Origin of the sequence: Protofrankia sp. Cr2 (genome assembly GCF_963555885.1) — a bacterium.
Lineage (GTDB): Bacteria > Actinomycetota > Actinomycetes > Frankiales > Frankiaceae > Protofrankia.
In genome coordinates, this window is the sequence record NZ_CAUVXG010000059.1 from 1 (window position 1) to 26941 (window position 26941).

General features: G+C 69.4%; 25 protein-coding genes. 12 read left to right on the forward strand and 13 right to left on the reverse strand.

The features are described 5' to 3' along the window. Positions 1 to 27: 27 nt before the first annotated feature. Together U9978_RS20160 and U9978_RS20165 are read right to left on the reverse strand one after the other, a co-directional pair. On the reverse strand, positions 28 to 312 hold the full coding sequence (locus U9978_RS20160) for a hypothetical protein (RefSeq protein ID WP_322762705.1): 285 nt from the start codon (positions 310 to 312) through the stop codon (positions 28 to 30). Positions 313 to 326: 14 nt separating this feature from the next. Beyond that, a complete protein-coding gene (locus U9978_RS20165) occupies positions 327 to 809 on the reverse strand; it encodes a molybdenum cofactor biosynthesis protein MoaE (protein WP_416211058.1) in 483 nt (160 codons plus the stop codon). Positions 810 to 1044: 235 nt separating this feature from the next. On the opposite strand from U9978_RS20165, the gene U9978_RS20170 reads away from it, so the two are divergent. Continuing rightward, positions 1045 to 2445: a zinc-dependent metalloprotease gene (locus U9978_RS20170; protein ID WP_322762706.1), complete on the forward strand. Its 1401-nt coding sequence runs from the start codon at positions 1045 to 1047 to the stop codon at positions 2443 to 2445. Positions 2446 to 2687: 242 nt separating this feature from the next. Here U9978_RS20170 and U9978_RS20175 read toward each other — a convergent pair whose 3' ends face one another. After that, the gene (locus U9978_RS20175; RefSeq protein WP_322762707.1) at positions 2688 to 3512 is read right to left on the reverse strand and encodes an enoyl-CoA hydratase/isomerase family protein; all 825 of its coding nucleotides are present in this window, start codon (positions 3510 to 3512) and stop codon (positions 2688 to 2690) included. Positions 3513 to 3803: 291 nt separating this feature from the next. Here U9978_RS20175 and U9978_RS20180 point away from each other — a divergent pair, with 291 nt between their 5' ends. From U9978_RS20180 to U9978_RS20190, 3 genes are all read left to right on the forward strand, one after another. Beyond that, complete coding sequence (locus U9978_RS20180; protein ID WP_322751089.1) at positions 3804 to 3956, forward strand: DUF5679 domain-containing protein; 153 nt, start codon at positions 3804 to 3806, stop codon at positions 3954 to 3956. A 307-nt stretch (positions 3957 to 4263) separates the two neighbouring features. Continuing rightward, positions 4264 to 5487: a ThiF family adenylyltransferase gene (locus U9978_RS20185; RefSeq protein ID WP_322762708.1), complete on the forward strand. Its 1224-nt coding sequence runs from the start codon at positions 4264 to 4266 to the stop codon at positions 5485 to 5487. A gap of 84 nt (positions 5488 to 5571) precedes the next feature. Then, positions 5572 to 7314: an ABC1 kinase family protein gene (locus tag U9978_RS20190; protein ID WP_322762709.1), complete on the forward strand. Its 1743-nt coding sequence runs from the start codon at positions 5572 to 5574 to the stop codon at positions 7312 to 7314. 363 nt (positions 7315 to 7677) lie between these two features. Here U9978_RS20190 and U9978_RS20195 read toward each other — a convergent pair whose 3' ends face one another. Further along, positions 7678 to 7839, reverse strand: coding sequence for a hypothetical protein (locus U9978_RS20195; protein WP_322762710.1), 162 nt, complete (start codon positions 7837 to 7839; stop codon positions 7678 to 7680). Positions 7840 to 7979: 140 nt separating this feature from the next. Between U9978_RS20195 and U9978_RS20200 the strand changes: the two genes are divergently transcribed. Beyond that, positions 7980 to 9404, forward strand: coding sequence for an ATP-binding protein (locus U9978_RS20200; protein WP_322762711.1), 1425 nt, complete (start codon positions 7980 to 7982; stop codon positions 9402 to 9404). Positions 9405 to 9416: 12 nt separating this feature from the next. Here the strand turns inward: U9978_RS20200 and U9978_RS20205 are convergent, their stop codons facing one another. Next, complete coding sequence (locus tag U9978_RS20205) at positions 9417 to 9659, reverse strand: VWA domain-containing protein (RefSeq protein WP_322762712.1); 243 nt, start codon at positions 9657 to 9659, stop codon at positions 9417 to 9419. Positions 9660 to 9849: 190 nt separating this feature from the next. Next, positions 9850 to 10128 carry an SCO4848 family membrane protein gene (locus U9978_RS20210; protein ID WP_322762713.1) on the reverse strand — a complete coding sequence of 93 codons (279 nt, stop codon included), beginning with the start codon at positions 10126 to 10128 and terminating at the stop codon, positions 9850 to 9852. 119 nt (positions 10129 to 10247) lie between these two features. On the opposite strand from U9978_RS20210, the gene U9978_RS20215 reads away from it, so the two are divergent. Further along, positions 10248 to 10574 (forward strand): hypothetical protein, encoded by a 327-nt coding sequence (locus U9978_RS20215; protein ID WP_322762714.1) that lies wholly within the window; start codon positions 10248 to 10250, stop codon positions 10572 to 10574. A gap of 34 nt (positions 10575 to 10608) precedes the next feature. Here U9978_RS20215 and U9978_RS20220 read toward each other — a convergent pair whose 3' ends face one another. The 3 genes from U9978_RS20220 to U9978_RS20230 form a co-directional block, all read right to left on the reverse strand. Further along, entirely contained in the window at positions 10609 to 12258 is a 1650-nt protein-coding gene (locus U9978_RS20220) for an alkaline phosphatase family protein (protein WP_322762715.1), read from the reverse strand. 49 nt (positions 12259 to 12307) lie between these two features. Beyond that, complete coding sequence (locus tag U9978_RS20225; RefSeq protein ID WP_322754074.1) at positions 12308 to 12583, reverse strand: WhiB family transcriptional regulator; 276 nt, start codon at positions 12581 to 12583, stop codon at positions 12308 to 12310. Positions 12584 to 13102: 519 nt separating this feature from the next. Next, a complete protein-coding gene (locus tag U9978_RS20230; protein ID WP_322762727.1) occupies positions 13103 to 15370 on the reverse strand; it encodes an ATP-dependent DNA helicase UvrD2 in 2268 nt (755 codons plus the stop codon). Between the two features lie 149 nt (positions 15371 to 15519). Here U9978_RS20230 and U9978_RS20235 point away from each other — a divergent pair, with 149 nt between their 5' ends. Together U9978_RS20235 and U9978_RS20240 are read left to right on the forward strand one after the other, a co-directional pair. Then, complete coding sequence (locus U9978_RS20235) at positions 15520 to 15759, forward strand: mycoredoxin (RefSeq protein ID WP_322762716.1); 240 nt, start codon at positions 15520 to 15522, stop codon at positions 15757 to 15759. Between the two features lie 137 nt (positions 15760 to 15896). Further along, a complete protein-coding gene (locus U9978_RS20240) occupies positions 15897 to 16973 on the forward strand; it encodes an ANTAR domain-containing protein (protein WP_322762717.1) in 1077 nt (358 codons plus the stop codon). 74 nt (positions 16974 to 17047) lie between these two features. Here the strand turns inward: U9978_RS20240 and U9978_RS20245 are convergent, their stop codons facing one another. The 3 genes from U9978_RS20245 to U9978_RS20255 form a co-directional block, all read right to left on the reverse strand. Continuing rightward, on the reverse strand, positions 17048 to 18412 hold the full coding sequence (locus U9978_RS20245; RefSeq protein WP_322762718.1) for a pitrilysin family protein: 1365 nt from the start codon (positions 18410 to 18412) through the stop codon (positions 17048 to 17050). Positions 18413 to 18470: 58 nt separating this feature from the next. After that, positions 18471 to 19781 carry a pitrilysin family protein gene (locus U9978_RS20250; RefSeq protein WP_322762719.1) on the reverse strand — a complete coding sequence of 437 codons (1311 nt, stop codon included), beginning with the start codon at positions 19779 to 19781 and terminating at the stop codon, positions 18471 to 18473. A 166-nt stretch (positions 19782 to 19947) separates the two neighbouring features. Beyond that, complete coding sequence (locus U9978_RS20255) at positions 19948 to 20199, reverse strand: GlsB/YeaQ/YmgE family stress response membrane protein (RefSeq protein WP_322762720.1); 252 nt, start codon at positions 20197 to 20199, stop codon at positions 19948 to 19950. A gap of 111 nt (positions 20200 to 20310) precedes the next feature. Between U9978_RS20255 and U9978_RS20260 the strand changes: the two genes are divergently transcribed. After that, on the forward strand, positions 20311 to 21582 hold the full coding sequence (locus U9978_RS20260) for a helix-turn-helix domain-containing protein (protein ID WP_322762721.1): 1272 nt from the start codon (positions 20311 to 20313) through the stop codon (positions 21580 to 21582). Positions 21583 to 21621: 39 nt separating this feature from the next. Here the strand turns inward: U9978_RS20260 and U9978_RS20265 are convergent, their stop codons facing one another. Further along, positions 21622 to 22809, reverse strand: a complete 1188-nt coding sequence (locus U9978_RS20265; RefSeq protein WP_322762722.1) for a hypothetical protein — start codon at positions 22807 to 22809, stop codon at positions 21622 to 21624. Positions 22810 to 23050: 241 nt separating this feature from the next. Between U9978_RS20265 and U9978_RS20270 the strand changes: the two genes are divergently transcribed. The 3 genes from U9978_RS20270 to U9978_RS20280 all read left to right on the forward strand — a co-directional run bounded on the left by U9978_RS20270 (position 23051) and on the right by U9978_RS20280 (position 26898). Then, positions 23051 to 23878 (forward strand): response regulator transcription factor, encoded by an 828-nt coding sequence (locus U9978_RS20270; RefSeq protein WP_416211061.1) that lies wholly within the window; start codon positions 23051 to 23053, stop codon positions 23876 to 23878. Between the two features lie 17 nt (positions 23879 to 23895). Then, on the forward strand, positions 23896 to 25506 hold the full coding sequence (locus U9978_RS20275; RefSeq protein WP_322762724.1) for a sensor histidine kinase: 1611 nt from the start codon (positions 23896 to 23898) through the stop codon (positions 25504 to 25506). Positions 25507 to 25593: 87 nt separating this feature from the next. Beyond that, a complete protein-coding gene (locus U9978_RS20280; RefSeq protein WP_322762725.1) occupies positions 25594 to 26898 on the forward strand; it encodes a dolichyl-phosphate beta-glucosyltransferase in 1305 nt (434 codons plus the stop codon). Positions 26899 to 26941: the final 43 nt, after the last annotated feature.

The window sequence follows — 26941 nt, forward strand, 5'->3', positions numbered from 1 at the left end:
GCGCCCTTCGGCCCCCCAGCCCGGAAATCAACTCACCGGATCAGGCGGACCGGTCGTGGCGGGGGTCGGCAGGACGGGGGTCGGCAGGGCGGAGGGGCGCACCGACGGACCGCGCGCAACGTCCATGGGCCGTGCAAGGGCGGCCATGCTGCGGCGGTAACCCTCCACAGTGATCAGCGCTTCGGGCCGGCGTTCCGGGCGTGAACGCAAAGCGAGCCAGACGAGGGTGACAAGGACAGCGATCGGCGGGATGAGCAGGAACCACATGGCGGCCTCAGCGTCGAGACGGGGGAAGTGGGAGGCGAAACTCATGGTAGGGCCCACGTTCAGCAGGCGCCTACCCACTCCGACGAACCGTCCAGAAACACCTGGCGCTTCCAGATCGGGACCTTGTCCTTAACGTCGTCGATCAGCTGACGACACGCCGCGAAGGCCTCGGCGCGATGCACGGCCCCCACCGCCACGACCACGGCGATGTCACCGATACCAAGCAGACCCACCCGGTGAGTGACAGCCACCGCTTGTACCGCGTGGGCGGCGGCCACGGCGGCGGCCACCCGTTCCAGCTCGGCACCAGCCCGTGGATGGGCCGTGTACTCCAGTTCGGCCACGCCATGCCCGCCATCGTGATCGCGCACCGTGCCGACGAAGACTGCGACGCCACCCACGCCTGGCCCCCGTACGGCGTTCAGGCACTCGTCGACCGACAACTCCGATTCGCGGATCGCCACGATGACAGGCTGCCCGCCGCTCGGCTGCCGGCCGGTAGCCGCCGGTCGCGCATTCCGTCCGGTATGGAGGTGGCTCACATGTCCGACCGTAGGGTATCCGCGTGACCGGCGTCATGGTCGCCGGTCATGGTCGCCGATCATGGTCGCCAGCTGACGGCCGGGAGCCGATGCACGGGTGGGCGAGCCCGGCCCTACCGATGGCCGTATCGTGATGTCGTTTCGGCATCAGCGGGAAAACGCACTACCGTTGGTGCATGTCCGGATCCATGGGCCACGGGCCTCAACACACATCCTCCCGGCAGGGACGCCGGCCATGAGCGACGGCTTCCCGTTCGGGTTCACCCCGGGCGGATCCTCCCCGTCAGGCGGCTCCGGTATGCCGTTCGGAACCGGGGCGCCGTTCTTCGCCGAGCTCGAGCGCCTGCTGGCCTGGCACGACGGGCCCGTGAACTGGGAGCTCGCGCGACAGGTCGCGGTGCGTACGCTCGGCGACGCTGACGGCGCCGTGTCCGACGCCGAGGTCGAGGACGTCCGCCAAGCGGTCCGGCTCGCCGACATCTGGCTCGATCCGGTGACGACGCTACCCGCCGGAGCGACGACCGCCGAGGGATGGACGCGTGGCCACTGGATCGAGGTGACGCTGCCCGTCTGGCGGACACTGTGCGATCCGGTGGCCACGAGGGTCGCAGAAGCCATGCGCGGTGGGATTTCCAGTGGACTCGCGCAGATGGGCGATGCCGGCGGTGGGCTGCCGCCTGAACTCGCCGCACAGATCCCGCCAGGTATCGACCTGAGCCAGCTGGCGGCCGCGGGCGGACCGATCATGCAGATGGTCAGCCAGGTCGGCGGGATGTTGTTCGGGGCTCAGGTCGGCCAGGCGATCGGCCTGCTCGCCCGTGAAGTCGTCTCCTCCACTGATGTCGGGCTGCCGCTGAGCCCACCGCGCACCGCCGCGCTCGTCCCGGCGGGTGTCGAGGCGTTCGGTTCGGGCCTGGGGATCGACGCCAGCGAGGTCCGGATCTACCTGGCTCTACGCGAAGCGGCGTCCCAGCGCCTGTACGGCCATGTCCCGTGGCTTCGCGCGCACGTGCTCGGTGCGGTCGAGGAGTACGCCCGGGGTATCGCGGTCGATGCGGAAGCGGTTTCGCGGGCGATGGGAATGATCGACCCGACCCGGATCATGGATCCGGCAAGCCTGCAGGAAGCACTCGGTGCGGACGTCTTCGACGAGGCGACCACACCGGAGCAGACCGCGGCGCTGGCGCGCCTGGAGACGATCCTCGCCCTGGTCGAAGGCTGGGTGGAGACCGTCACCGACACCGCCGCCGCGAAGAACCTGCCCGGTGCGTCCAAACTGCGGGAGATGGTGCGCCGCCGCCGCGCCGAGGGTGGGCCGGCAGAGCAGACCTTTGCCACGCTTGTGGGCCTTAACCTGCGCCCGCGCAAACTGCGCGAGGCCGCCACGCTGTGGCGGGCCGTGGCAGACGTCCGGGGGATCGACGGACGTGATGCCCTGTGGGGACACCCCGACCTGCTTCCGAGCGCCGATGATCTCGCTGACCCGCAGGGTTTCGCCGCGGGCGACACCAGCGCGGTGGGCGACCCCCTCGCGGAACTGGACCGGTTGCGCGACACCCCCGCCCAAGAGGAGCCACCCCGGCCGCAACCACCGGACGACACAGGTCCCGCCACTGATCCGCGTGGCGGTCGTTGACCGCCACCGCCATGCGGCCATAGCTTCACGGACAGGAAGTCCCCGGTCACCGGAGGACCCTCCAGAAGGGGAAGCTGGAGAGCTCGGCCGCGTGCCGGGGGCTTCTCACCGGGCTAGTCAGCCGCATGCCGACACCGCGGTCGGTGGGACGCTAGAGGGCCGAAGGGCGCGCGACGATCGTCAGATCGCGCGCCCGGAGGCCGTAGGCCCCGGAACAAGGGCCAAAGGGCGCGCGACGATCGTCAGATCGCGCGCCCGGAGGCCGTAGGCCCCACAGCACTCACGGGGGCGAACGATGGCGGGCGTCGGTCGAGCTGCGCCTGGATCCCCTCAGCCGCCTCGCCGTTGGCCATGGTCGTGGCTTGGGCGAGCGCTTCCCACTGCAGGATCCGATCGAAGTCGTCGGCACCGCTGAGCGCGACCTTGGCCAGTCTGGTCGCGACCGGCGCTGCCTCGGCGATCCGCGCCGCGGTGTCCACCGCGGTCGCGACCAGGTCGGCGGCGGGTACCACTGCGTTGACCAGGCCGATTGCCGCAGCCTCCCGGGCGTCGACCGTCCGTCCGGTGAAAATCAGCTCTCTGGCTCGGACCGCGCCGACGACCTCGGGCAGCAACCGGGTGGCCGCCATCCCCGGATGCATACCAAGGCGGGTGAAAGGCACGCAGAAGCTGGCGTCCACCGAGGCGAAACGCAGGTCGCAGGCAAGCGCGAGACACAACCCGGCGCCCACCGCAGCACCGTTCACCGCCGCGATCGTGGGTACCTCCACTGATCTGATCTTCAACCAGGTCCGGTAAAAGGTAAGCATCTTCGCACGCAACTGATCGGTGCCGGACGCTCCGCTCGTCCGCGGGTCAACCCAGTCGAGGTCGCCACCGGCACAGAACGCACTGCCCTGTCCCGTCACGATCACAGCCCGCACGTGCGGATCGGCGATGATCTCGTCCAATGCCGTGGACCAAGCCGCGGTGAGTGCCACGCTCATGGCGTTGCGTCGCTCGGGCAGGGCCAGTGTCAGCAGAACGACACCGTCCGTGGGACGTTGGACGAGCAACGGTTCGGACACGATCGGCTCCTGATGTCGCGGAGGTCGTCGGTAGGCGGACGCCGCCCGGCACCGCCGGAGCGGTCGTGCACCCGCCAGGCTGGCCATCCCGGACTTTCCCGACCCTAACCGAAGGCGGCGCTATCGTCGCTTGCACGCCGCTGGAGGCTGCCAACAGGCGTTCCCGTGCCCCAGCAGAGGGCACGATCACCGAATCCGACAGGATGGCGTCGGGTCGGCCATTCGGGCCGGCCTTCTTCATTGACAACCCGCGGTTCGTCACCGACGACCGACGGCACGAGGGGAGAACGGGTGGCAGAGACGTTCGAGGGCTACTGCGTCAAGTGCAAGGACAAGCGGCACTACCAGGGCGAAGTGCGGGTGAGTGAGTCCGGACGCCGGATGGCGCGCGGCACCTGCCCGGTCTGCGGCACCACGATCAACAGGATCCTCGGCAAGGCCTGACACACATAGGCCTGACACACATAGGCCTGACGCGCATAGGCATGACGCGCATAGGGCACATGTCGGAGGACTCCCGCCCGGACCCCGGACCCCGGGTGTGCCTGGCTCCTCCAGCCGGCGGCCCGGGGACCCGAGGACCCGGCCGCCGGCCACCTCCGCCTTTGGACCGTCTGTCGTCCACAGGCGCAGTCCAAAATTACGACCAAATACGACTGTTATCCACAGATAGGTTTATATCGGTATACAACGGCGATCGGCATGAGACCGTCGAGGCACGATCTAGTCGCCTTCTGCCGAGGAGGACGCCGTGCGCCCCATCCTCAAGCCCGGCCTACGCCGGCTCTGGCGTGATGGGTCCACCCTGCAGATAGGCATCGACCCGGTGCGGGCGATCGTCCTCGGTGGGCTCACAGCGCGGGACGCCTCCGTGCTCGACATGCTCGACGGAACCCGATCGCGTGAGCAGGTGCTGAGCTCCCTCGACGCTGCCCGACGTGAACTCGTGGTCCTGTTGGAGGACACCGGCATGCTCGAGGATGCGACTCCCGCAAACCGCTCGCCACTGTCGATGTTGGACCACGAACGACTGGTGCCAGACCTTGCCGCGATCTCGTTGGGCTCAACCGACCCGACCCATGTCCACCGGGCACTACGGGCCCGACGCCACGCGCGGATACAGGTCCGCGGCGCCGGCCGGGTCGGCGCGCAGGTGGCGACCTTGTTGGCCGCGGCCGGGATTGGCCATGTGGTCGTCGACGACACCGGGGTGACCCGGCCCGCCGATGTCGCGCCGGGCGGTGTCCGTCTCGATGACGTCGGACGCCCGCGCTCGACTGCGACAGCCTCGGCGATCGCCCGGGTCGCGCGGCCCCTGGCATCCCACGAAACCCGGCGCCGGGCCGGAGCACCGTTTCGTCCCGATCTCGTTGTGATCACTCCGGCCGGAATTCCCGTCGTCCACCCGCACGAATCCCTTGAATTGGAACGCACCGGCATCCCGCACCTGCTCGCCGGCATTCGCGAGACCACCGCCGTGATCGGGCCGCTGGTCCTGCCCGGCATGACCTCGTGCCTGCATTGCCAGCATCTGCACCGCGGCGCGGCCGAGCCCGCGTGGCCACTGCTGGCCCTGCAGATGTCCCGCCGTCCGGACAACGGCGTCGACGCGTGCGATGTGACGCTCGCCACGGTCGCTGCGGGGCTTACGGCGATGCAGGCCCTTGCCCTGGTTGAGTCCGGTGGTTGCGACCGGCGGCGCGGCGGACCTCGCGACGAGGGCTCCACCCAGGAGTGGGGGCAGCCGCACCGGCCGACCGCCTGCGACCTGCCAACCATCGACGGGACCCTGGAAATGGCCGCATCCGAGCTCCGGGTTCGACGCCGGTCATGGTCAGTGCATCCTTCGTGTCCCTGTCGAAGCGCTCGATTACGTACAGCCACGAATATCGATGAGGTAATCAACCAACCCACAACCCACTGCAGGACCCCTGATCGGGTGGACCGGCCGGCGTCGCCACCCCCACCCGGTTGAACGTGTCCATTACAAAGAGTAGGAACGATGGCCCGACCCGCAGTCCCACCTGCCTACTGGCGGCAGAACAGGCACGATGGGGTTGTGTCCGAAATCCCAAAACGCGCGATCGTCAGAACCGCCAAGCTGGCGAGTCTTCCGCTGGGCATCGCCGGACGGGCCACAGTCGGTATGGGTAAGCGACTCGGTGGACGTCCCGCCGAGATCGTCGCCTCGGAGCTCCAGCAGCGCACGGCGGAGCAGGTCTTCCGTGTTCTCGGTGAGCTCAAGGGTGGCGCGATGAAGCTCGGCCAGGCGCTGTCGGTCTTCGAAGCCGCGCTACCCGAGGATGTGGCCCGGCCGTACCGGATGGCCCTGACGAAGCTGCAGGAGGCGGCGCCGCCCCTGCCGGCGGCGTCGGTCCACCGCGTGCTGGCGGACGATCTGGGCCCGGACTGGCGGGCGAGATTCCGTGACTTCGACGACACGCCGGCGGCCGCGGCGAGCATCGGTCAGGTTCATCGGGCGGTATGGGCGGATGGACGCGACATCGCCGTCAAGATCCAGTATCCGGGAGCCGGGCCGGCGTTGCTCGCAGACCTCACCCAGCTCGCACGCGCGGCGCGGCTGTTCGGTGCGCTGGCCCCCGGCCTGGACATCAAACCGCTGGTCGCCGAGCTGAAGACACGAATCGTCGAGGAACTCGACTACCGTCTGGAGGCGGCATGGCAGGCAGCGTTCGCCGAAGCATTCGACGGCGACCCCGACATCTGCGTGCCCAGGGCCATCATGGGCACGCATCACGTCCTGATCTCCGAGTGGATGGACGGCAGACCCCTATCAAAGATCATAACTGAGGGCACGCCCGCCGAACGCGACCGGGCCGGGCTGCTGCTCGTGCGGTTCCTGTACTCCTGTCCTGGACGGGTCGGGCTCCTGCACGCGGACCCGCATCCGGGCAACTTCCGGCTGCTGGCGGACGGTCGGCTCGGCGTCCTCGACTTCGGCGCGGTCAATCGGCTTCCGGACGGGCTGCCCGAACCCATCGGCCGGCTCTGCCGGCTGGCCCTGCACGGCGATGCGGACGCCGTCATGGCGGGTCTGCAGGCCGAGGGTTTCATCCTGTCGACGGCCAAGGTCTGCGCAGCGGACCTCCTCGGGTACCTCGCGCCGCTCCTCGAACCGGTCACCACGGAGGAGTTCCGTTTCTCCCGCGGCTGGCTGCGAACGGAGGCGGTCCGCCTGGGCGACCCCCGCTCCCCCGCGGCCCAGCTCGGCCGTCAGCTCAATCTCCCCCCGTCCTATCTGCTGATCCACCGGGTGACCCTGGGAGCGGTCGGCATCCTGTGCCAGCTCGACAGCACGGGGGCGTTCCGCGCCGAGATGCAGCGGTGGCAGCCCGGCTTCGCCCCGCCGGGGTCAGCGGCGGCTGAACACGCCGCCTGGGCGAACCGGCCCGGACGCGGGCTACCGGCACTCGCCGTCGAAATGGATCAGACGGGTGTCCGGGCGCTGCCGCTGGGGACAGCGCTACCGACGCCGCTCGTGCCGGGGCTGCGCATGCCGGGGCTGGCAGTGCCGGCGCCGTCGGCACCAGAGGAAGCCCTTGACGACCGCCCGGTGGTCGTGCGCGCGGTACCGGAACAACCCAGCCAGCCGAAGCGGACGAAAAGGGACAGGCAGCTGCAGCCACAGCCGGCGGTACCGCCTCGGCCGCGCGACGCCTCCGACAGACAGGATGTCCCCGACGTCGCGACGCCCGGTGACGTCACGCCCGGTACAGTCGCGCCCGATGATCACAATTCTGGTGCGTGCGCTCCCCCCGGGACGGCAGTCGAAAGCGCCTGAGCATGCACCGGATCACACCGCGTCAACCTGCCTGCCTTTGCTTGCACTCCAACATTTCCCGGAGTTAATGTTCTCCATCCTCGACCCAACACTCACGATCCGTGCATCTGGACGGACGTTGCGTAGAGGCAGCTAGCCGCATACTGGGGGTAAGGCGATGCATGCAACCGACCTGTTCGCAGCACAACAACCCGGTGTCTTTCCCATCGCCCTGGGGGAAATTGCCGCCATCCACCCGACCGCCATCCACCCGGCAGTGAGCGATTCGTCACCGCCGGCCGGCTACGGGAACTGCACGGCCTGTCCATGCCCGGGTTTCACCGGAAGCACCTACACCTGCGACCGCGGCGGCTGCGGCCACCACTACGACTCGCACTGGTAGAGATCGCCGGGGCGCCAGTCACATGACCATGCGTAACTATTCGTGATCATGCGTAACAATCGAACGACGATATTCGCCTGGTAGGCGCTGGTCATCCAGAAGATCAGCACGAGTTTGTCGTCGTGTACGCTTTTTGGCCACATGAGCGTACACAGCGACAAACTCGCGTCGATCATGATCCGGGTAGGTGGCTCAGCTCCAGCAGCCTGTAATGATCTTTTCTGACCAGGATACTCTCACTGATGAGAGTATCCTGGATGAGAGTAGATCGAGGCAGGTTGGCATGGCCGAGTTCATCGGACGGGAACGCGAGCTGGCGACGCTTGACCGACTGTTGCAGCGGGTGAGGACCGGCGGCCGGGCGGGTCGTCCCGGTCGGGCTGTCCTGATGCGCGGACGTCGCCGCGTCGGCAAGTCACGATTGGCCGAGGAGTTCGTCGACCGTGCGGGCGTGCCGTACCTGTTCTTCACCGCGTCGGCACAGCCGGACATGGCGATGGATCTCCGCCTGTTCACCGAGGCGGCCGCAAGCTCGGACCTTCCAGGCGCAGGCCTGTTCCATGAGCAGAAACCTGGATCCTGGGATGCGGCGCTGCGGCTGCTGGCCGGTGCGCTGCCCGAGGACCAGCCCTGCGTGGTGATCCTGGACGAGATGCCGTACCTCATCGCCAACGACCCCGGTTTCGAGGGAACACTGCAGAAGCTGTTCGATCGCGAGCTGTCCCGGCGACCGGTCCTCCTGCTGTGCATCGGTTCGGACCTGGCGATGATGGAGGCGCTCAATTCCTACGGCCGGCCGTTTCACCAACGCGCCGGCGAGATGGTGATCCCGCCGCTGAACCCGGCCGACGTGTCCACGATGGTGGATCTGAGTTCTGCCGATGCCTTCGACGCCTACCTGGTGACCGGTGGGCTGCCGCTGATCCTGGACGAATGGCCGGGCAGCGCCTCAGTTCACGACTATCTGCGCGAAGCGGTCGACGATCCCACCTCCGCGCTGCTGGTCAGCGCCGAACGTGCGCTGGCAGCCGAGTTTCCCGTCGAGGCGCAGGCCCGCGGGGTTCTCGGTGCCATCGGGTCCGGGGAGCGGGCCTTCTCGCTTATCGGACGGGCCGCCGGCGGAATCGCCCAGGGCTCCCTGAGCCGCGCATTGCAGCTGTTGACTGCGAAACGTCTGGTCACCGCCATGGTTCCGCTGTCAACCCGGCCCTCCCGCGAAACCCGGTATCTGATCGCCGACCCCTATCTTCGATTCTGGCTGACATTCCTCGGCCCGTACCTCCACGAAATCGAACGGGGCCGCGGCGACCTGGTTCTCGCCAGGATCGAATCCTCCTGGGCTACCTGGCGAGGGCGGGCGATCGAACCTGTGATCAGAGATGCGCTGCACCGGCTTCCCGCAGGGGTACTACCGGACGAGACGAACGTCATCGGCGGCTACTGGACCCGTACCAACAACCCGGAAATCGACATCGTCGGCGCGGACCGGGAACCGATCGCCAAGAAGATCACCGTGGTCGGATCGATCAAATGGCAGAACAACCATGCCTTTGACGTGCACGACCTCGCCCGGCTCGCCCACCACCGGTCGCAGCTTCCCGGCGCCGACGACTCGACCCCCCTGCTCGCGGTGACCCGTACCAGCACGGCGACGGCCGGCATCCTCGCCCTCGGCCCGGACGACCTGCTCACCGCCTGGCGCCCCTGAACGCGGGTCTGGTCAGGCGATCAGACCCGCGTTGCGTGCGTCGATGAGCCACTGCGGGTACTCTTCCAGCAGCAAATCGAAGAATTGCTGATCGCCGATTGCGTCGACGCCTTCCGGTTCGATGAAGTGCGCATTGTCGACTGGACGGCCACGCAGGTCGTCCAAGCGGCGCAAAAAATCAAACGGGCCTTCACCGACCCCGAGGAACTTGTAGAAAATGTTCCGCTGCGACGCAGCAACCAGCTCGTCGGACAACCCCCTTGGTGTACAGCGCCCGCATCGATCCGCTGTGATCCAGACACAGAGCGACCTTCGCCCGCTCACCCTCCAGGCCACGTTTCGACAGCCCGAACTGCACCGTCTTCACAAGGCTCATCAGTCCCGGCGCGTGCGATTCAATCTTTGTCATAGATACCGGCATGATCGGTACAGTACGGGTTGGACCTCAGTGACTGAAGTCGATCAGGTCACGGTCGGGTGGAGTTGCGTGATCGGTGTGGCCACGCCGGCCGGCACGCACCCCCCGGCTTCCGAGCCATCCGACGCCGGTGCCGATCGCAAGCGAGACGGCGGTGAGCACCAGATGCACCAGGAAGAACCCGGTCGGACCGTCGCTCCAGGACCGGTCGTCGGCCCAGATGTTCTTCAGAAACGTCGGCCAGATCACCCAGGACCAGACACCCACCGCGACCAGGAACCAGGCAGCCTTCTTCGACAGCGTCACCCACCCAGCTTCGCACCGCGCCGCGGCGCCGGCCCCACCCGGACCAGCCAGTCGGGCGGATCACCACGGCGGCACGAGCTCGTGACACGTTCAGAGCTACTTCAAATATCTTTGCGCCCATGGCAGCGTCAGAGGAGGCGCTTGCGCTGACCGCCCGCATCCTCAGACAGACCCTCCACGACGATGCGGCCCGTCCGGTCCTCGAGGCCGTGATCACCGAGGTCCTCCCCTGGATCGAACTGCTTCCCGTCGACGAGCAGGCGGAATGCGTAAGCACGCTCCTGCGGCGGCTTCAGGCAAGCGCCGAAGCCGGCGTCCTTGCACCCTTCACCCAGCTCGCGCATGAGTGGAAGCAGACCGCCGCGATCTACGCGGATCCCGCCCTCACTGCAGACCTCAGCCGGCCACTGCCCGGCGACGGCCCCGTCCTACATCAACCGTCATAACCGGTTTCGTGACGTATTTTCGCAGGTCAGAGCCTTACGCGGACGTTTCGGCGTCGGCGTCGGCGTCGGCGTCGGCGTCGGCGTCGGCGTCGGCGTCGAGGTAGATGAAGCCGTAGGCCTCGTCGCGAAAGGGGATTCCGGCGGCCCGAAGAGCATTGTCCCAGTCGCCGGTGCACGCCGGGTCCGCGCCTTCGCTGCCGTGGTCGGCGGTCAGCAGGATGGCGGTGTCGTCGGTGAGTCCGCGCTCGTCGAGCAGGTCGAGGAAAACTCCCAGGCGCCGGTCCGCGTCGACCATCGATGCGCGGGCCTGCGGTGAGTACGGCCCGCCGCCGTGGTGCGCGCTGTCGGTCACCGTCGTGTTCCACCACATGAACGCGGGCGGCTGCGCGTCCCCACCCCACAACTGGGCGACCTGTGTGAGGCCGAGCGCGTCCACCTGGGTCGACCAGGCGTAGTCCGGATCGGCCGCAACCCATTGCGCGGTCGCGTGCGGGTCGTCCTGCGCCGAGGGCAGATGCTCACCCAGGCCGCTGGCGCCGTCTCCGCCGCTCATCGAACGGACCAGCGCAAAGGTCGAATATGTCGCGCCCCGGTCGACCGGCTCGTTGACGCACGCCGTCGACACGCCGGGCCGCGCCGCCGCGATCACCTCGAAAACCGTCCGAACGCCGTCCCGGAGCTGATCGCATGCCACATGCCAGGTGGACGAGTCGTTGGCGATGACCCGACGCCCGGTCTCCCGGTCGAAGTAGACATTGTTCAGGATGCCGTGCCGCCCTGGGCCGACCCCGGTCAGCGCCGAGGTGTGGTTGGTCAGGGTGACGCTCGGGAACTCCGCGATGGCACCGCCGGTCAGGGCGCAGCCCCGCGCCAGCAGCCGGGCAACCGCCGGCAGCTCGCCGGTGGCAGCCATGTTCAGCAGGTCGTTACAGTTCGCGCCGTCCCAGAGCAGGCCGACGACGTGGCGGGCACCCGGCGCACACAGGTCCGCGAGCGGCCGGCCGTCAACATCAAGGTCAAGGTCAACGGCAGCGGCAGCGGCAGCGGCGACATCGGGGCCTCCCTGCGGGCCCGCCATGGAGGTCCCGGCCAGCAGCGCCAGGGTCGGCGCGACGTCGACGATGCGGGCCGAGCGGTCGAGCATGCCGCGCTCACCGATCCCGGCCCCGGACAGCACCAGCGGTGCCCGGGACTGACCCGCGTCCAGCGACCCGTGCTCACCCAGGTGCCCGCCGCGCTCCGGCCAGTGATGCGCCGCGCTGTGGACGACCACGATGTCCGGCGACCGGTGCGGATCGGCGAAGACCGAGGCGAGCCGTACCCCGGCGAGCGGGTAGGAGTTGCGGTCGTTCGGCGGTGACGGATCATCCAAGGCCACATCCAGCGGAACGCCGTGCAGCGGATCCTGCACGGCCACCGGATCATGTCCGTGCAAGATCTGCCAGGGGCCGGCCGGGTCGGCGAGTGCCACCCTGGAGGCGCCGTCAACGTTGGCGACATTGAGCCAACCATCGCGGACCCACGCCACGAGGTCCACGACGGCGGCCAGATCCGGACTCGTCAGGACGGCGACCGCGGCCGACAGGATCTCACCCTCAGGCCCGCTGTGAACCTGGTTGTCCGCGATCAGGGCTGCGTCACGGGCACCGACCTGGACCGGAAACGTGCGCTGGCTGCTGGGCACGATCGGACCCTACCGGCACCCCATCAGCCGGCGGGGTGTGTGGCTCACGTCAGGCTGCGATGGTCTTGCGGGGTCGACCCCGGGGCCGCTTGCGGGGGACGACCGCGCCCGTGACGACGAGCTCACCACCCCAGACACCCCAGGGCTCGCAGCGGTCAAGGGCGGCCACCAGGCAGGCGTGGCGCAGGGGGCAGTCACGGCAGACCGCCTTCGCCGCTTCGACGTCCTCGGGGGACTCGGCGAAGAACAGGTCCGGGTCAACGTCCCAGCAGGGCAGCGCCAGCCGGTCCCGCTCGATCCGGGCGATGGTCAAGGGGTCGAACACCGGGGTCACCTCCGACCTTCAGTCAGGAATCGGTCACGGAATATTCGGTCAGGTCCGGTCGGGAAAAGATCCTTCAAGTGCAGATCGGTCAGGTGAAGATCAGCAAAGAGAAGATCGTCAAACCTGGACCGAACGGGCGCAGAGACGACAAAGGCCGCGGTCCCGTCCGGGATCCGCGGCCTCAAGGTCGGCGCTCTGTGGCTCGTCAAGCCAGCAGCAGACCTCGGGGCGGACCCTGGACATAGAGCGTGTGCATCGCCCATGCCTGGATACGGGTTTGCGCAGCCGATGCTCGGCGCGTGGTGTCAGGTAGCCCAAACCGATCGGGTGGGCAGACGAACGCGTCGGCAATCCCAGTACCACCCACAGGGACCACCTCCATACGTTCGTGTCGACACGTTCATGTCTGCGACGGGCAGGTATTTCCGGTGCCCACTGAGCACGGTAGAAGGCGTCCTCAGCCTCGGCAACCTATTTTCTAGGTTATCACGCAGGCACCCAGTGCAACTATCCGGCTGCTCAGCCGGACTGCGAAGAGGGCGAAGAGGGCGAAGAGGGCGACGAGGACGGCGCAGTCGCCGGCGCCGGGACGGGCTCGGGGAGGGGGAGCGCCCGCCCCTCGACGAGAGCCAGCACGTCCTCGCCGTAACGGTCGAGTTTGGCTTGGCCGATGCCGGGAATGCTGACCAACTCCGCGACGCCGGTGGGCCGGCGCTCTGCGATCGCCATCAGGGTCGCATCGGTGAGCACCACGAATGCCGGCGCCCCCTGCTCCTTGGCCCGGGCCGACCGCCAGGCGCGCAGCCGGTCGAACAGCGCCTGGTCGACATCGGCGGGGCAGGTCTCGCATCTGCCCGTCCTGGCCGCCGGACCCGCCAACGGGCGTCCGCACACCCGGCAGCGCACCGCCGAGCGGCTGCGCGACCGCTGCCCACCGGCGCCGGACTCTCCCGAAGCGGCGGCACCCGTGCCCGACCGCGTCGGCCCACCCGCCGACGCCGGCGAGCGCGGCATGAGCCCGTCAAGGAAATGTGACGGTCGCCGAGACCTGCGACCGCCTTCGTTGCGGGCCAGCGCCCACGACAGCGTCAGATACTCGCGGGCCCGGGTGACCCCGACGTAGAGCAGGCGACGCTCCTCCTCGATCTGCGCAGGGGTCTGCGCATGGATGATCGGCAACGTCCCCTCGACGAGGCCGACGAGGAAGACCGCGTCCCACTCAAGACCCTTTGCCGCGTGCAGGGATGCGAGCGTCACCCCCTCGACCGTGGGGATGTGCTGGTGCGCGGCCCGGTCGGCAAGGTCCGCCACGAACCGGTCGAGGGTGGCCTCGGGATCATCGCCGACCATGTCGTCGGCAAGGCGGGCCAGCGCGGCCAGATTCTCCCATCGCTCCCGCTCGGCACCCGCGCCGTGCGGCGGATCGTCCGACCGCCATCCCAGCGCGGCGAAGAGGTCACCGACCTGGGCGGCCAGGCCGTCAGGTCGGTCGTCCTGCGCCGAGCGCAGCGCCGCCCGCAACAATCGCACGGCCTCAAGGACTTCAGGTCGGTCGAAGAAGCGCTCACCGCCACGGACCAGATAGGGGATGCCGGCGGCGGCGATCGCGGTCTCGTAGGCCTCGGACTGGGCATTGACCCGGTACAGCACGGCCATCTCGCTGGCCGGTACGCCCATGGCCAGCAGCGCGCGGATGCGATCGGCCACCGCGGCGGCCTCCTCGGGTTCGCTGTCATGTTCGGTGAAGACCGGTGCCGGGCCGTCCGGACGCTGGGCGAGGAGTTTCAGCGGCTCGGGCCGGGCCGACCTCGCGGCCGCACCACCACCAGCCGCACCACCACCGGCCGCACCGGCCCGCGCGATCAGTGCGTTGGCCAACGCGACCACCTGCGGGGTGGAACGGTAGTCACGCACGAGGCGGACCACGTGCGCGTCCGGGAATCGGCGCGGAAACTCCAGCAGGTGGCGCGGGGACGCTCCGGTGAACGAGTAGATCGTCTGATTCGCGTCCCCGACCACACAGAGGCTGTCCCGCTCGCCGAGCCAGGCATCGAGCAGCCGCTGCTGCAGCGGGTTGACGTCCTGGTACTCATCCACGACGAAGTGCCGGTACCGGGACCGTAGCTCGTCGGCCACCCAGCGATGCTCCTCGATGACCGCAGCGGTCAGCAGGAGCAGATCGTCGAAGTCGAGCACGCCCGCGTCCCGCTTCACCTCCTCGTACGCGCTGTACAGACCGGCGATCACATCCGCGGGATGCGTCGTCTCGCGCGCCGCGGCAGCCGCGGCGGCCGGGTAGTCCGCCGGGGTGAGCAGCGTGGCCTTAGCCCACTCGACCTCGCCGGTGAGATCCCGAAGCTCCGTCCGGCTCGGTGCGAGACGCAACCGGCTGGCGGCCCGCGCGACCAGGGCGATCTTGCTTTCCACGAGCCGGGGCAGCGCCACCCCCGCGACCTTCGGCCAGAAGTAGCCGAGCTGCCGCAACGCGGCCGCGTGGAAGGTTCGGGCCTGCACCCCGGCAGCGCCGAGTACCCGCAGCCGGCCACGCAGCTCACCCGCAGCACGCGTGGTAAAGGTCACAGCGAGGATCTGGCCAGCCGGGATTGCCCCCGTACCGACCAGAAAGGCAATCCGATGAGTGATCGTCCGGGTCTTACCCGTACCCGCGCCAGCCAGAACGCAAACCGGGCCGATCGGGGCGAGTACCGCGAACCGCTGCTCAGGATCAAGTGCCTCGACCAACGCGCGCGCGTCACCCCCCACCGGCCGAGCGTGATCGTCGATCATCGAGTCGTCGACGCTCACGTCGTCGACACTCGAAGGGACCCTCGAACCGACCATAGAAGGGACGGTAGCCGCCCCCACCGACGGGAAGCGACATGGCCGCGTCGTGGTTATGAAGATTTGTTCCGCCATCGCCACCGAAAGGACTGTTCGTGCTGACGATCTATACGACACCGTGGTGCGGCTACTGCGTCCGCCTCAAGCGGCAGCTCGACGCGGCAGGTCTGGCCCACGTCACGGTGGACATCGAAGGGAACCCTGAAGCCGAACAGATCGTCCGCAGAGCGAACAACGGCAACGCAACCGTGCCGACCGTAGTCTTCGCCGACGGCACCGTGTTGACGAACCCAAGCTTGCGCCAGGTTACCGATAAGGTCGCTCCTGCCGCATAAGAGATACACAGAGCAACAACAGCCCGGCCTTCCACGCTTGCCCGGCACCCGCGGCGCCAGATCGGAGGACGGTATCCGTCACTGCCCGTGAAGTTTGTGGCAGAGTTCGGGCTGTGTCGTCAGTACCTTCAGCACGTATGTGGAGCGCGGTCGATGTCGCGCTGCAGGCCGCGGGTGCCGTCCACCGGATGGAAGCGACGGCGTTCGTGGTCCTGTCGGCCTCGACCGCGACCTACCAACGGACGACGGGTGCGCTCCCCGGCCTCGACGCCGGCCTGACCCTGCCCCGGGGTGAGTCCGTGGGCGCGCGGGTACTCGACGGCGCGCCCGCGGCCCTCACCGAGGTGAGCGATGATCCGGCGGTTGCCGGCACGGACGAGCCGGCGCGGCTTGGTGTGCGCAGTTACGTCGCCGTCGCGGTACTGGGCGACGACGGCCGGTTACACGGTCTACTGGTCGGACTCGACCGGTCGCAGATCACGCTCGCCCCATCCGCGATCACTCTGCTGCGCGGCATTGCCGACGCCGTCGGAACCCTCATGGACGACGCCGAACGCGGTATCGAAGGCGATACCGAACGCGGTACTGCGCACGCCGAAGCGACCGAGGCCTACCCGCGAACAGCGCACGGCTCACCGTCACCGTCACCGTCGGAACCGGCCGCTCCGCCGCGGCCGAGCCGGCCCGCGCCGGGCGCACCAGGTCACCGGGCACCCGCAGCCCCGACGGCGGCACCTTCAGCACCTGCCGGCCACCAGCAGATGCGCCTGCGCAGGTCGTCGGCCGGATGGATCGTGGAAGGTCCGGGCGGCGACGTGCGGCCGGTCGGCGACCTGCTGTCCGCGATGGTGCTCGCCGATCTACTCGCCGAGGACCTCGCCCCGCCCGGCCGGCCCCGACGGCCCGATCATGATCTGACCGAGATCGAACAGCTACGGCTGTCGGTCGTCCAGCTCGAGCACGCGCTGGCCTCGCGGGTCATCGTCGAGCAGGCGATCGGCGTGCTCGCGGAACGACACCACATCCGGCCGCGGGAGGCGTTCGAGCGGCTCCGGCGAACCGCCCGCGGCATGGGACGACGCGTGCATGACCTGGCACGCCAGGTGATCGAGTCGGTTTCCGACCCGCGGGCGGTCCTGCCCGGAGAGCTGGCCGGCAGGGGCGGCGCCAGCCCTCGACCGGCGCCGCCGCGAGCCAACCAGTCCCGCCACTGACCGGGTGAACCCGGTCAGTGGCGGGCGGTGACCGGCAGGCGGTCAACCAGCCACAAAACGGTCAGCGGCCAGAGTCACCCGGCCGCGACCTCGGTGATGCCCCCGACCGCGGCAGAGATCTTCTCCGCGTCCCCGACCAGTACGGTCACCAGCCTCGATGGCGCCAGCACCCGGGCCGAGAGCGCCAGCACGTCCGCAGGCGTCACCGCCGCGAGCGCCACCGGATGGTCACGCAGGTATTCGACGCCGATGCCGGCTCCGGCCAGGGCCGACAACGTCGAGGCGAGCCCCACGGCGGTCGCCGTGGACAGCGCCAGCGTGCCGACGGCATACTGGCGCGCCGCATCGAGCTCATCGGCGGCCACGGGTAGCACAGCCATCCGGCCCAGCTCATAGAAGATCTCAAGCAGTGCCGGCCCGGTCACATCCGTTGCCACGTCCGCGCTCACCGTGAAGCGGGAACCCGCGACCGGATAGTCGACCGAACTACGTGGCGAGTAGGTGTAGCCCTTGTCCTCACGGATGTTCGACACCAGGCGTGAGCTGAAGTAGCCGCCGAAGACGGTGCTCGCGAGCCGCTGCGCGGCATAGGCGGGGTCGTGGCGGTCAACGGCTGGCCCGCCGATACGGATGTTCGTCTGGACGGCCCCGGGCCGATCAATGATCACAACAGGGCCGCGGACCAGCGCCGGCAGCGCTGGCGTGGGATCAGCCTGGGTGCCGGTCCACCCGCCGAACGCCGCCTCGACCTGGTCGAGCGCGGCCCGCGGTTCGACATCTCCGACGAGGGTCAGGATGGCACCCGCCGGTGAGATGCGCTCGGCATGCAGGGTGCGCACCTCGGCCTCGGTCACCGCGGCGACGACCTCCGACGCGGGTGTGTCACTGCCGTAGGGGTGGCTGCCGTACAGCCGGTGCAGCAGCCCCTCCCTGGCGATCACCGCGGGCTGGCTGCGTGCGATCGTGACTTCCTCGACGACCCGGTCCCGCTCGCCGGCGAACTCGCTCGACGGGTAGGCAGCCCCGGTGAGAACCTCGGCGATCAGATCAAGCAGAGGCACGAGATTGGTCGCGAGCGCGGAGCCCACGACCGCGAGCCGGTCGGCGTCCACACCGGTGGAAAGCGCTCCGCCGAGCGCCTGGACGGCTGTGGCCAGCTCGACCCGGTCCCGCAGCCCGGTGCCGGTGAACAGGGTCTCGGCGAGCAACTCGGCGCGGGCCTGATGCGCGGTACCGCGGCCGGTGAAGGGGATGCGCAGCCGCACCTCGACCAATGGCACGCTGGCCCGCCGCACCACCAGTACCCGCAGCCCGCCCGGCAGCATGCGCTCGGCCACGGCGGGAAGATCGGCCGCAACGGTCGGCGCCACCGGCGGGATGGGCGACGCGCCGGCGGCCGGGACGGTTACGGATGTTGTCACGACAGTTGCGGCGGTCACCGCAGCCTCCTAGCTGGTTCGAGGGTGGGCCCGGTGCCGCGCTGGAGATCCAGGCTGTTCATGACGCCGCGCCGGCGCGCAGTTCCAGCACCGCCCGGCCCTGGGCGCGCAGCGCCGCCGCGGCCGCCCGGACCTCGTCCGAGGTGACCGCACCGACCAGGCCGGGAAGTTCATTGATCAGTTCGGGACGACCGCGGTGCAGTTCGAAGGTGGCCATGCCCAGCGCGCGTCCGAGCGCGTCGTCGGCCTCCCGCAACAGGCCCGAGACGATCCGGGACTGCACGCGGGCGAGTTCCCCGCGGTCCAGACCGTCAGTGGTGAGGCGGTCGAGCTCTTCATCCACCGCGGCGAGGATCGTCTCGGGCGTCGACTCAGCCGGATGGCGGGCCTCAAAGGTGAGCAACAGCGGATCCCGCTGGTCGAACGGGTCCCCGAAGGTACCCAGGTAGGTGCTGACACCGATCACCGACCGGTCCTTCTGCACGAGCCGCCGCTCCAGGCGGCTCGCGTCACCGGCGGACAGGACATGGGTCAGCACGTCGTAGGCCAGGAACGTCGGCAGGTCCAGCGCGGGGTCGGGCACCCGGTAACCGACGGCGAGCGCGGGCCGCGGTGCCAGCGGGTCGGTCAGGACCGATCGCCGCTCGTCGGCACGCACCGGCTCGGCGAAGCTCGGACGGAGCGGCACTGCACGGGCCGGGATCTCGCCGAAGTAGCGACCGATCATCGCCAGCGCGTCGTCGACGTCGAAATCACCGACCACGGTGAGCACGGCGTTGCCAGGCGCATAGTACTTGTCGAAGAAGTCCTCGGCGTCGTCCAGGCTCGCCGCCGCAAGCTCATGGAAGTCGCCGTAGCCGTTGTGGGCGTTCGGGAACGTGTCGAACGCGACCGGCGGGAGCGTGATCCATGGAAAGCCGCCGTAGGGGCGGTTCATGACGTTCACCCGGATCTCTTCCTGGACGACCGCGATCTGGTTGTCCAGGTTCTCTCGGGTGATCCGGGGAGCGCGCATCCGGTCGGCTTCCAGAAACAGGGCGCGTTCCAAGGCCCCGGACGGCAGCAGCTCATAGTAGTCGGTGTGGTCCGGGTGCGTGGACCCGTTGAACATGCCCCCGGCGGCCTGCACGTATTTGGGATGCTCAGCCTTTCCGACGTTCTCGCTGCCCTGGAACATCAGATGTTCGAACAGGTGCGCGAAACCGGTACGACCTTCGGGTTCAGACCGGAAACCCACGTCGTAGTGGACGGCCACAGCGACGACCGGCGCCGTGTGATCCGGCGCCAGCACGACACGCAGACCATTGGCGAGCGAGGTTTTCTCGACCCGGTAGGAGGGCGCCGGCAACGAAATGGCGGGCGTGTTCATCTCGGTACGAGGGGGCACGGTTGGCAACGCTACTGCGCCCGAGCCGTTCATGGTCCTGGTCTTCGATGATCCGCGCCACAAGGCCACAACCAACGGGATCTGTTGCTCACGAGGAATACCGCTGCGGACCTCCCGCCTCCCCGGTCCATCGATCAGCCCGGATCGATCACCGCAGATTGCGATTTCCCGCCACCACTATGACCAGAACCGCGGCCACGGCGACCTGTAGAACGAGGGTGAGGACCCACCCGGCATCGATCCCGCTGGCAACGATCAAGCCGATCGCGGCACCGACAAGCCCGACCAGGATGGTCATCAGGCAGCCGATCGCCTGCCGGCCCGGCACGACCATGCGCGCGAGGGTGCCGATGACGATGCCGGTGACCACGGCACTGAACAAACCGGTCGGCGCGTCCACGACGCCTGATTATTCACGAAGAGCATCTGGACGCAATCCGATCCGCGACGCCCCAGCACGACGGCCCAGAAATGTACCGACACCGCGACTGCCCGGAGTAGAGTACGACCGATGCAAACTGTTCCGGGAGGACAGTTTCCTTCTGATCTTGCCGATGTCCTGCGGCTCGAACTCATGTCCCTCGGCGACGATCTGATCGCGGCGATAGCACGTGAGGTACCGGCATACGCGCGGCCGCTGGAGGGCTCGTTCGGCCGCGGTGTCCGCCAGGGTGTCGAGGAGGCCCTGCTTCGCTTCCTCACCGTGGTCAACACGAACTCGCCCGGCCCGCCGAACCTGGCCACCAGCCGCGAGGTCTACGTCCGCCTCGGGCGCGGCGAGTTCCGCGCCGGACGCTCTCTGGACACGCTGCTCGGCGCCTACCGGGTGGGCGCGCGGGTCGCCTGGCGCCGGCTCGCCGACGCGGCGCGGCGCGGCGGCCTGGACGCAGACGGGCTCGTGTCCCTGGCCGAGACGATGTTCGCGTACATCGACGGAATCTCCGGCGCCACCGCCGAGGGCTACGCGCTCGCGCAGTCCCAGGCGGCCAGCGAACGCGGTCGCCTCTGGGACCGGCTCGGCGAGCTGATGCTGGCGGGCGGCAACCCGACGACGATCGAACAGACCGCCCGGGCCGCTTCCTACCGGCTACCCGACAGCCTCGCCGCGATCATCGTGCCCGGGTCCGCCGGCACCGGCACCGGCACGAACCACGACCGGGACCGGGACGGGGACGAGCGTGTGGACGACCGCATCGGATGCCTGGCCCTGCCACCGGACACCCCCCGCGCCATCAAGGGCGATGACATCTGGATATTCGTCGGTGACCCGACCGGCCCCGGCCGCCGCAAGTGGCTGGAACGGGCGCTGGTAGGTCTGGGAGCCGTCGTCGGTCCAGCCGTCCCGTGGCCGGAGGCGTCCGCGAGCGCGGCCAGGGCGGCCTTCGCCCGCAACGCCCGTGACCGCGGAGAGCTGCCCGGGGTACCCGGGTGCCCCGACGGGCCGCTGTTCACCGACGACCATCTGGCCCAGCTCCTGCTCGCCCGGGACCCGGTGCTGCTGGCCGACCTCGCCAGCCGGCGGCTGGCCCCACTGGACGGACTTCCCGTCAGAGTCCGCGCGCGCCTGGCGGAAACCCTGCTGCTGTGGCTGCGGCTGCGGGGGCAACGCGCCCGGATCGCGGCCGAACTCCAGGTGCACCCGCAGACGATCCGCTACCGGTTGAACCAGCTACGCACGTTGTTCGGCGAGAGCCTCGACGACCCCGACGTCCGTTTCGAGCTCGAGCTTGTCCTGCGGGCCGGCCAATGCCGACCCACCCCGGACACCGGGACATCCCGATAGGGACATCCCGATAGGGACGGATGATCCCGACGGCGCCGGTCAGCTGGCTGCGGCGGGGGTGGGCTTCGGGCCGGTGCTGCGCATGTTGACCAGCCGGCCGAGGAGATCGAACCAGAACGGTGCGCCGAGCGAGAGCGCGAGCGCGGTGAGCAGCCATCCAAAGATCTTCAGCGCCCAACCGCCCGCGTCAGCCGGGATCCGCCGGGGATCGGAACGGTCGGAGTCGAGCCCGCTCCAGCCCAGTGGGAGACGCAGCGCCGCCGCATCCCGCACGGCGTTCACGGCCTGGTTCGCGGCGTCCTCGGCGCCGGCGGCAGGTGTGGTGGCCGCGGTGGTCGAGACCAGCTGGGCGGACGCGGCCTCGACAGCGGCCGTCCGCAATGATCGATTCACCCACAGTGCATTGGTGAGCGCTATCGCGTCCAGGTTCAGCGCCAGAGTGAGCAGCAACGCGTAGACGAGCAGGAACCGCTGGACGCGCCTCTTGTACCAGCCGGAGAGCCTGTCCATGGTGTCGTCGTACCATTCGGCGAGTTCAGCGATGATCCGATCACGGTCGTGGCCCGCCCGGGTGACGATGCCGGTGAGCGCCAGCCGGAGCGGGGAGTCCGCGGGCAGCTTGGCCACCTCGTCCAGAAGCGACCCGACCGGTTCCGCGGCGGCGAGCCCGACGATGGACGCGGCGATCCTGCGGTTCTCCTCGGTCGTGGCCGGGGATGCGACCAGAGCGTCGGACAGCGCCGCAGCCGTGGTGTCGGTGAGCGACTGATGCGCGTCGCGCAATGCCGGGCGGGCGGTCTCGGGGATCGTGGTGTGGTCCATCCGAGCGAGCAGGACCCGCGCGGGCGGTTCGACCATGTCGAGCACGCCGCGCGCAAAGGCCGCCGACGGGATGTAGGACGGCAGGCGCATCCGGCGGGCCCGCCGCCAGGCGCTGGTCGCCACCGGCGCGGCCCCCAGGTCGGGTACGACTCCCGCGTGCCCGCCCGAACGCAGGCCCCGCAGCGGGCCGTCGAGGAGCCTGGCCGTCCGGCTGGTGTCGGGGGTGGCGCTCGTGGCGTCAACGGGCCGATCACCGAAGAGGCGACGCAGCTCGGCCTCAAGCTGACGGCCGCGGTAGCACATCAACCCGAACACGGCCTCGTTGATGCGGGAGACCGCCACGCTACCGATGGCGAACACGAGGATAAGCCCGATCGGGACGTCCACGATGGCTGAGTCCGGCACGCCTTACCCCCGGCTTTGCGCACTATCGGCATTCTGGTGTTGAGAAGACTACTGTGCCCCGATCTGGTGTGCTGTGGTCCGGGTCCAGACGGCTGACTGTGCGCCGTCCGCGGGCCTGCCACCGGAGTTCCGCGGGTCTGCCACCGGAGCGCGGAAGGCAACCAGAGGTAGGCACAGGAAATTCACAGGAAGTACACGGCTGTGGCACAGGTCGCGCCGTCACTGTGTTTGCATGACTGCCATGGTGTTACTCCCCAACGGGTCGGGATCCCCCGCCGGATCGGCCGGCGACGCGCCCCATGCGGCGTACCAGACGACGTCCCAGGCAGTGCCCCAGAGCGCGCGCCAGACCCTCCCCGCGCTGTGCCGGGCGGACGGCACCGCCCTGCGGGTGCTCGTCGTGGACGATGAACCCGCGCTCTCCGAGCTGTTGTCAATGGCGCTGCGGTACGAGGGCTGGGAAGTCCGCATCGCCGGGGACGGGCTCGGCGCGGTACGCACGGCCCGGGAGTTCCGCCCGGACGCGGTGGTGTTGGACGTGATGCTGCCCGATATCGACGGCCTGGAGGTGCTACGGCGACTGCGGACGGAGGCCACCGACGTTCCGGTGCTGTTCCTGACGGCTCGGGACGCTGTGGAGGACCGCATCGCCGGGATCACCGCCGGTGGCGACGACTACGTGACCAAGCCGTTCAGCCTGGAGGAGGTCGTCGCGCGGTTGCGGGGTCTGATGCGCCGGGCCGGGGCCAGCTCCGCCCGCACATCCTCCGAGCTGGTGGTCGGCGACCTGACCCTGGACGAGGACAGCCACGAGGTCCGGCGCGGCGATGACCTGATCGAGCTCACGGCCACCGAGTTCGAGCTCCTGCGCTTCCTGATGCGTAACCCACGCCGGGTCCTGAGCAAGAGCCAGATTCTCGACCGGGTCTGGAACTACGACTTCGGCGGCCAGGCCAACGTCGTCGAGCTCTACATCTCCTACCTCCGTAAGAAGATCGACGCCGGTCGGACCCCGATGATCCACACTGTGCGCGGTGCGGGTTACGTCCTCAAGCCCGGCGAACAGTAACCATGAGTAGCCGCACCATGGGAACGACCAGCCGACGTCTCGGGTGGTCGCTGCGGACCCGCCTGGTTGTGGGCCTGGTCGGTCTGCTCGCGGCGGTATGCCTGGTGGTGGGCGTCGTCACCGAGGTGGCTCTGCAGCACTTCCTGGTGGGACGCCTCGACGCCCAGCTGATCGCCGCCGTCACCCGCTCCCAGGATGCCCTCGGCCAGCCTGCGCAGGACCGCGCCGGGCCGCTCGGGTCATCGAACGGGGCATCGAACGGGGCATCGAACGGACCAATGGGCGGCCGTACGGACCCCTTCCTCCCACCGGGCCAGTCCGCGGGCACGCTCGGGGCCCGGCTGTCCGCCGGCAGGGTCGAACGAGCTGTGATCATCAGCGAGACTGGTTCGCCGCAGCCCTTGGACGCCGAAGCCGCAGCGGCCCTGACCACCGTCCCGGCCGACGAACATCCGCACACGCAGACGATCGGCAGCAACGGAGAGTTCCGGCTGATCGCCCGCCGGATGCCCGACGGCGCCGTGCTCGTGACCGGCCTGCCGCTACGCCCCATCCAGGCGACCCTCTCCCAGCTGGCGGTCGTCGGAGCCGTCGTCGCCGGGATCGGACTGCTCGCCGCCGCGTTCGCCGGCACGGCCATCGTCCGCCTCACGCTTCGGCCGCTGCGACGCGTGGCCACCACCGCCAAGCGGGTCACCCAACTGCCGTTGGACCGCGGCGAGGTCGCCCTGGCTGAGCGTGTCCCGGAGGCGGACACCGACCCACGTACCGAGGTCGGCCAGGTCGGCGCGGCGCTCAACAGCATGCTCGGCCACGTCGGCGCCGCACTCGCGGCACGCCAGGCCAGCGAGATGAAAGTCCGTCAGTTCGTCGCGGACGCCAGCCACGAACTGCGGACCCCGCTGGCCGCCATCCGCGGATACGCCGAACTGACCCGCCGCAGCCGCGACCGGGTGCCCCCCGACATCGCCCACGCGCTGAGCCGGGTGGAGTCCGAAGCGACCCGGATGACCAGCCTGGTCGAGGACCTGCTGCTCCTCGCGCGGCTGGACGCCGGGCGTCCCCTCGACGCCGAAGCGGTCGATCTGTCCCGACTCGTCGTGGACACGGTGAGCGACGCCCACGCCGCTGGGCCCCACCACCGTTGGCAGCTCGATCTGCCCGACGAGCCGTTGATCGTCACCGGCGACACGGCCCGCCTGCACCAGGTGCTGGCCAACCTGCTCGCCAACGCCCGCACCCACACCCCGCCCGGCACGACGGTCACCGCAAGCCTGCACGCCCGATCCCCGGGCCTTGCCGTGCTCGCCGTACTCGACGACGGACCCGGCATCCCGCCTGATCTTCTCCCGTCCGTGTTCGAGCGGTTCGCCCGCGGCGACGGTTCCCGTTCCCGCGCGGCCGGCAGCACCGGGCTGGGTCTGGCCATCGTCAGCGCCGTCGTCACCGCTCACCACGGCACCGTGGATGTCACGAGCCGCCCTGGTCAGACGGCGTTCATCGTCCGGCTGCCGACGCACGTGCCGGCCGTGTTCCCTGTGCCCGCAGTGCCGGCCGGGGTCCCGGTGCCGGCCGGAGTCCCGGTGCCCGATCGGCCAGGCCATGCCGCGGCTGACATTCGCGCCTGACATTCGCGACCGGAGCCGAGGCGGGTTCACAGGAAAGGCACAGCTACGGCACAAGGGGGCGACAGGTCCCGGACCGACTGTAGGTCCATGCCCACAGCGACCGTCACCCCGCAGGACGCAAATGGTCGGACCGCCCCGCAGACCGCCCCACGGGCCACCCGCAAGCCCGTCCCGGCCGCCCGCCGGCCCATCCTGGCAACCCACCCCGTGGCAGTGCTGGACGTGGTCATCCCCGTCTACAACGAGCAGGCCGACCTGGAGCCGTGCGTACGCCGCCTCTACGCACACCTGACCAGGACCTTCCCATACCCCTTTCGGATCACGATCGCCGACAACGCCAGCACGGATGCGACCCTCGCCGTGGCGGAAACGCTCCAGGCCGCCATCGCCGAGGTCACCGTCGTCCACCTCGACCAAAAGGGCCGCGGACGCGCCCTGCACGCGGTCTGGTCGGCATCTGACGCCCCGGTGCTGGCCTACATGGACGTCGACCTGTCCACGGACCTCGCGGCGCTGCTGCCGCTGGTCGCCCCGCTGATCTCCGGGCACTCCGATCTCGCGATCGGAACCCGGCTGGCACGTGACTCGCGGGTCGTCCGCGGCGCGAAGCGGGAGGTGATCTCCCGCTGCTACAACCTCATCCTGCGCGGCACGCTCGCTGCCCGATTCTCCGACGCCCAATGCGGGTTCAAGGCCATCCGTGCCGACGTCGCCGCACAGCTGCTGCCCCTGATCGAGGACACCGGCTGGTTCTTCGACACCGAGTTGCTCGTCCTCGCCGAAAGGTCCGGGCTGCGCATCCACGAGGTTCCGGTCGACTGGGTCGACGACCCCGACAGCCGCGTCGACATCAGGGCCACCGCCCTGGCCGATCTCAAGGGCGTGGCCCGGGTCGGACGTGCCCTGGCCACCGGAGCGCTGCCCGTGCGCGACCTGCGCCGCCAGCTCGGCCGTGCGCCGCTGGAACCGGCAGTCCCCGGCGTACCGCTCGGTCTGCCCAGGCAGCTTGTGCGGTTTACCACCGTCGGAATGGCAAGCACCGCGGCCTACCTGGTGCTGTACCTGCTGCTGCGGGGCACGGTGGGGGCACAGACCGCGAACCTGCTCGCGCTGGCGCTCACCGCGGTCGCGAACACCGCCGCGAACCGGCGGCTGACCTTCGGGGTACGCGGGCGCGCCGGCGCCGGCCGCCACCAGCTCGAGGGCCTTTTGGTCTTCGGCCTGGGGCTCGGGCTGACCAGTGGGTCGCTGGCCATGCTCAGCGCGCTGACCAGCCACCCCGGACGGCCCCTCGAACTCGGCATCCTGATCGGCGCCAACCTCGCCGCGACGGTACTGCGATTCGTCCTGCTGCGCGCCTGGGTCTTCCACCCGCACCGCCGGCAGGCGTGAGCCCGGCGGGGGGCATCGGCATCCCCCCGATGCCCCCCGCCGC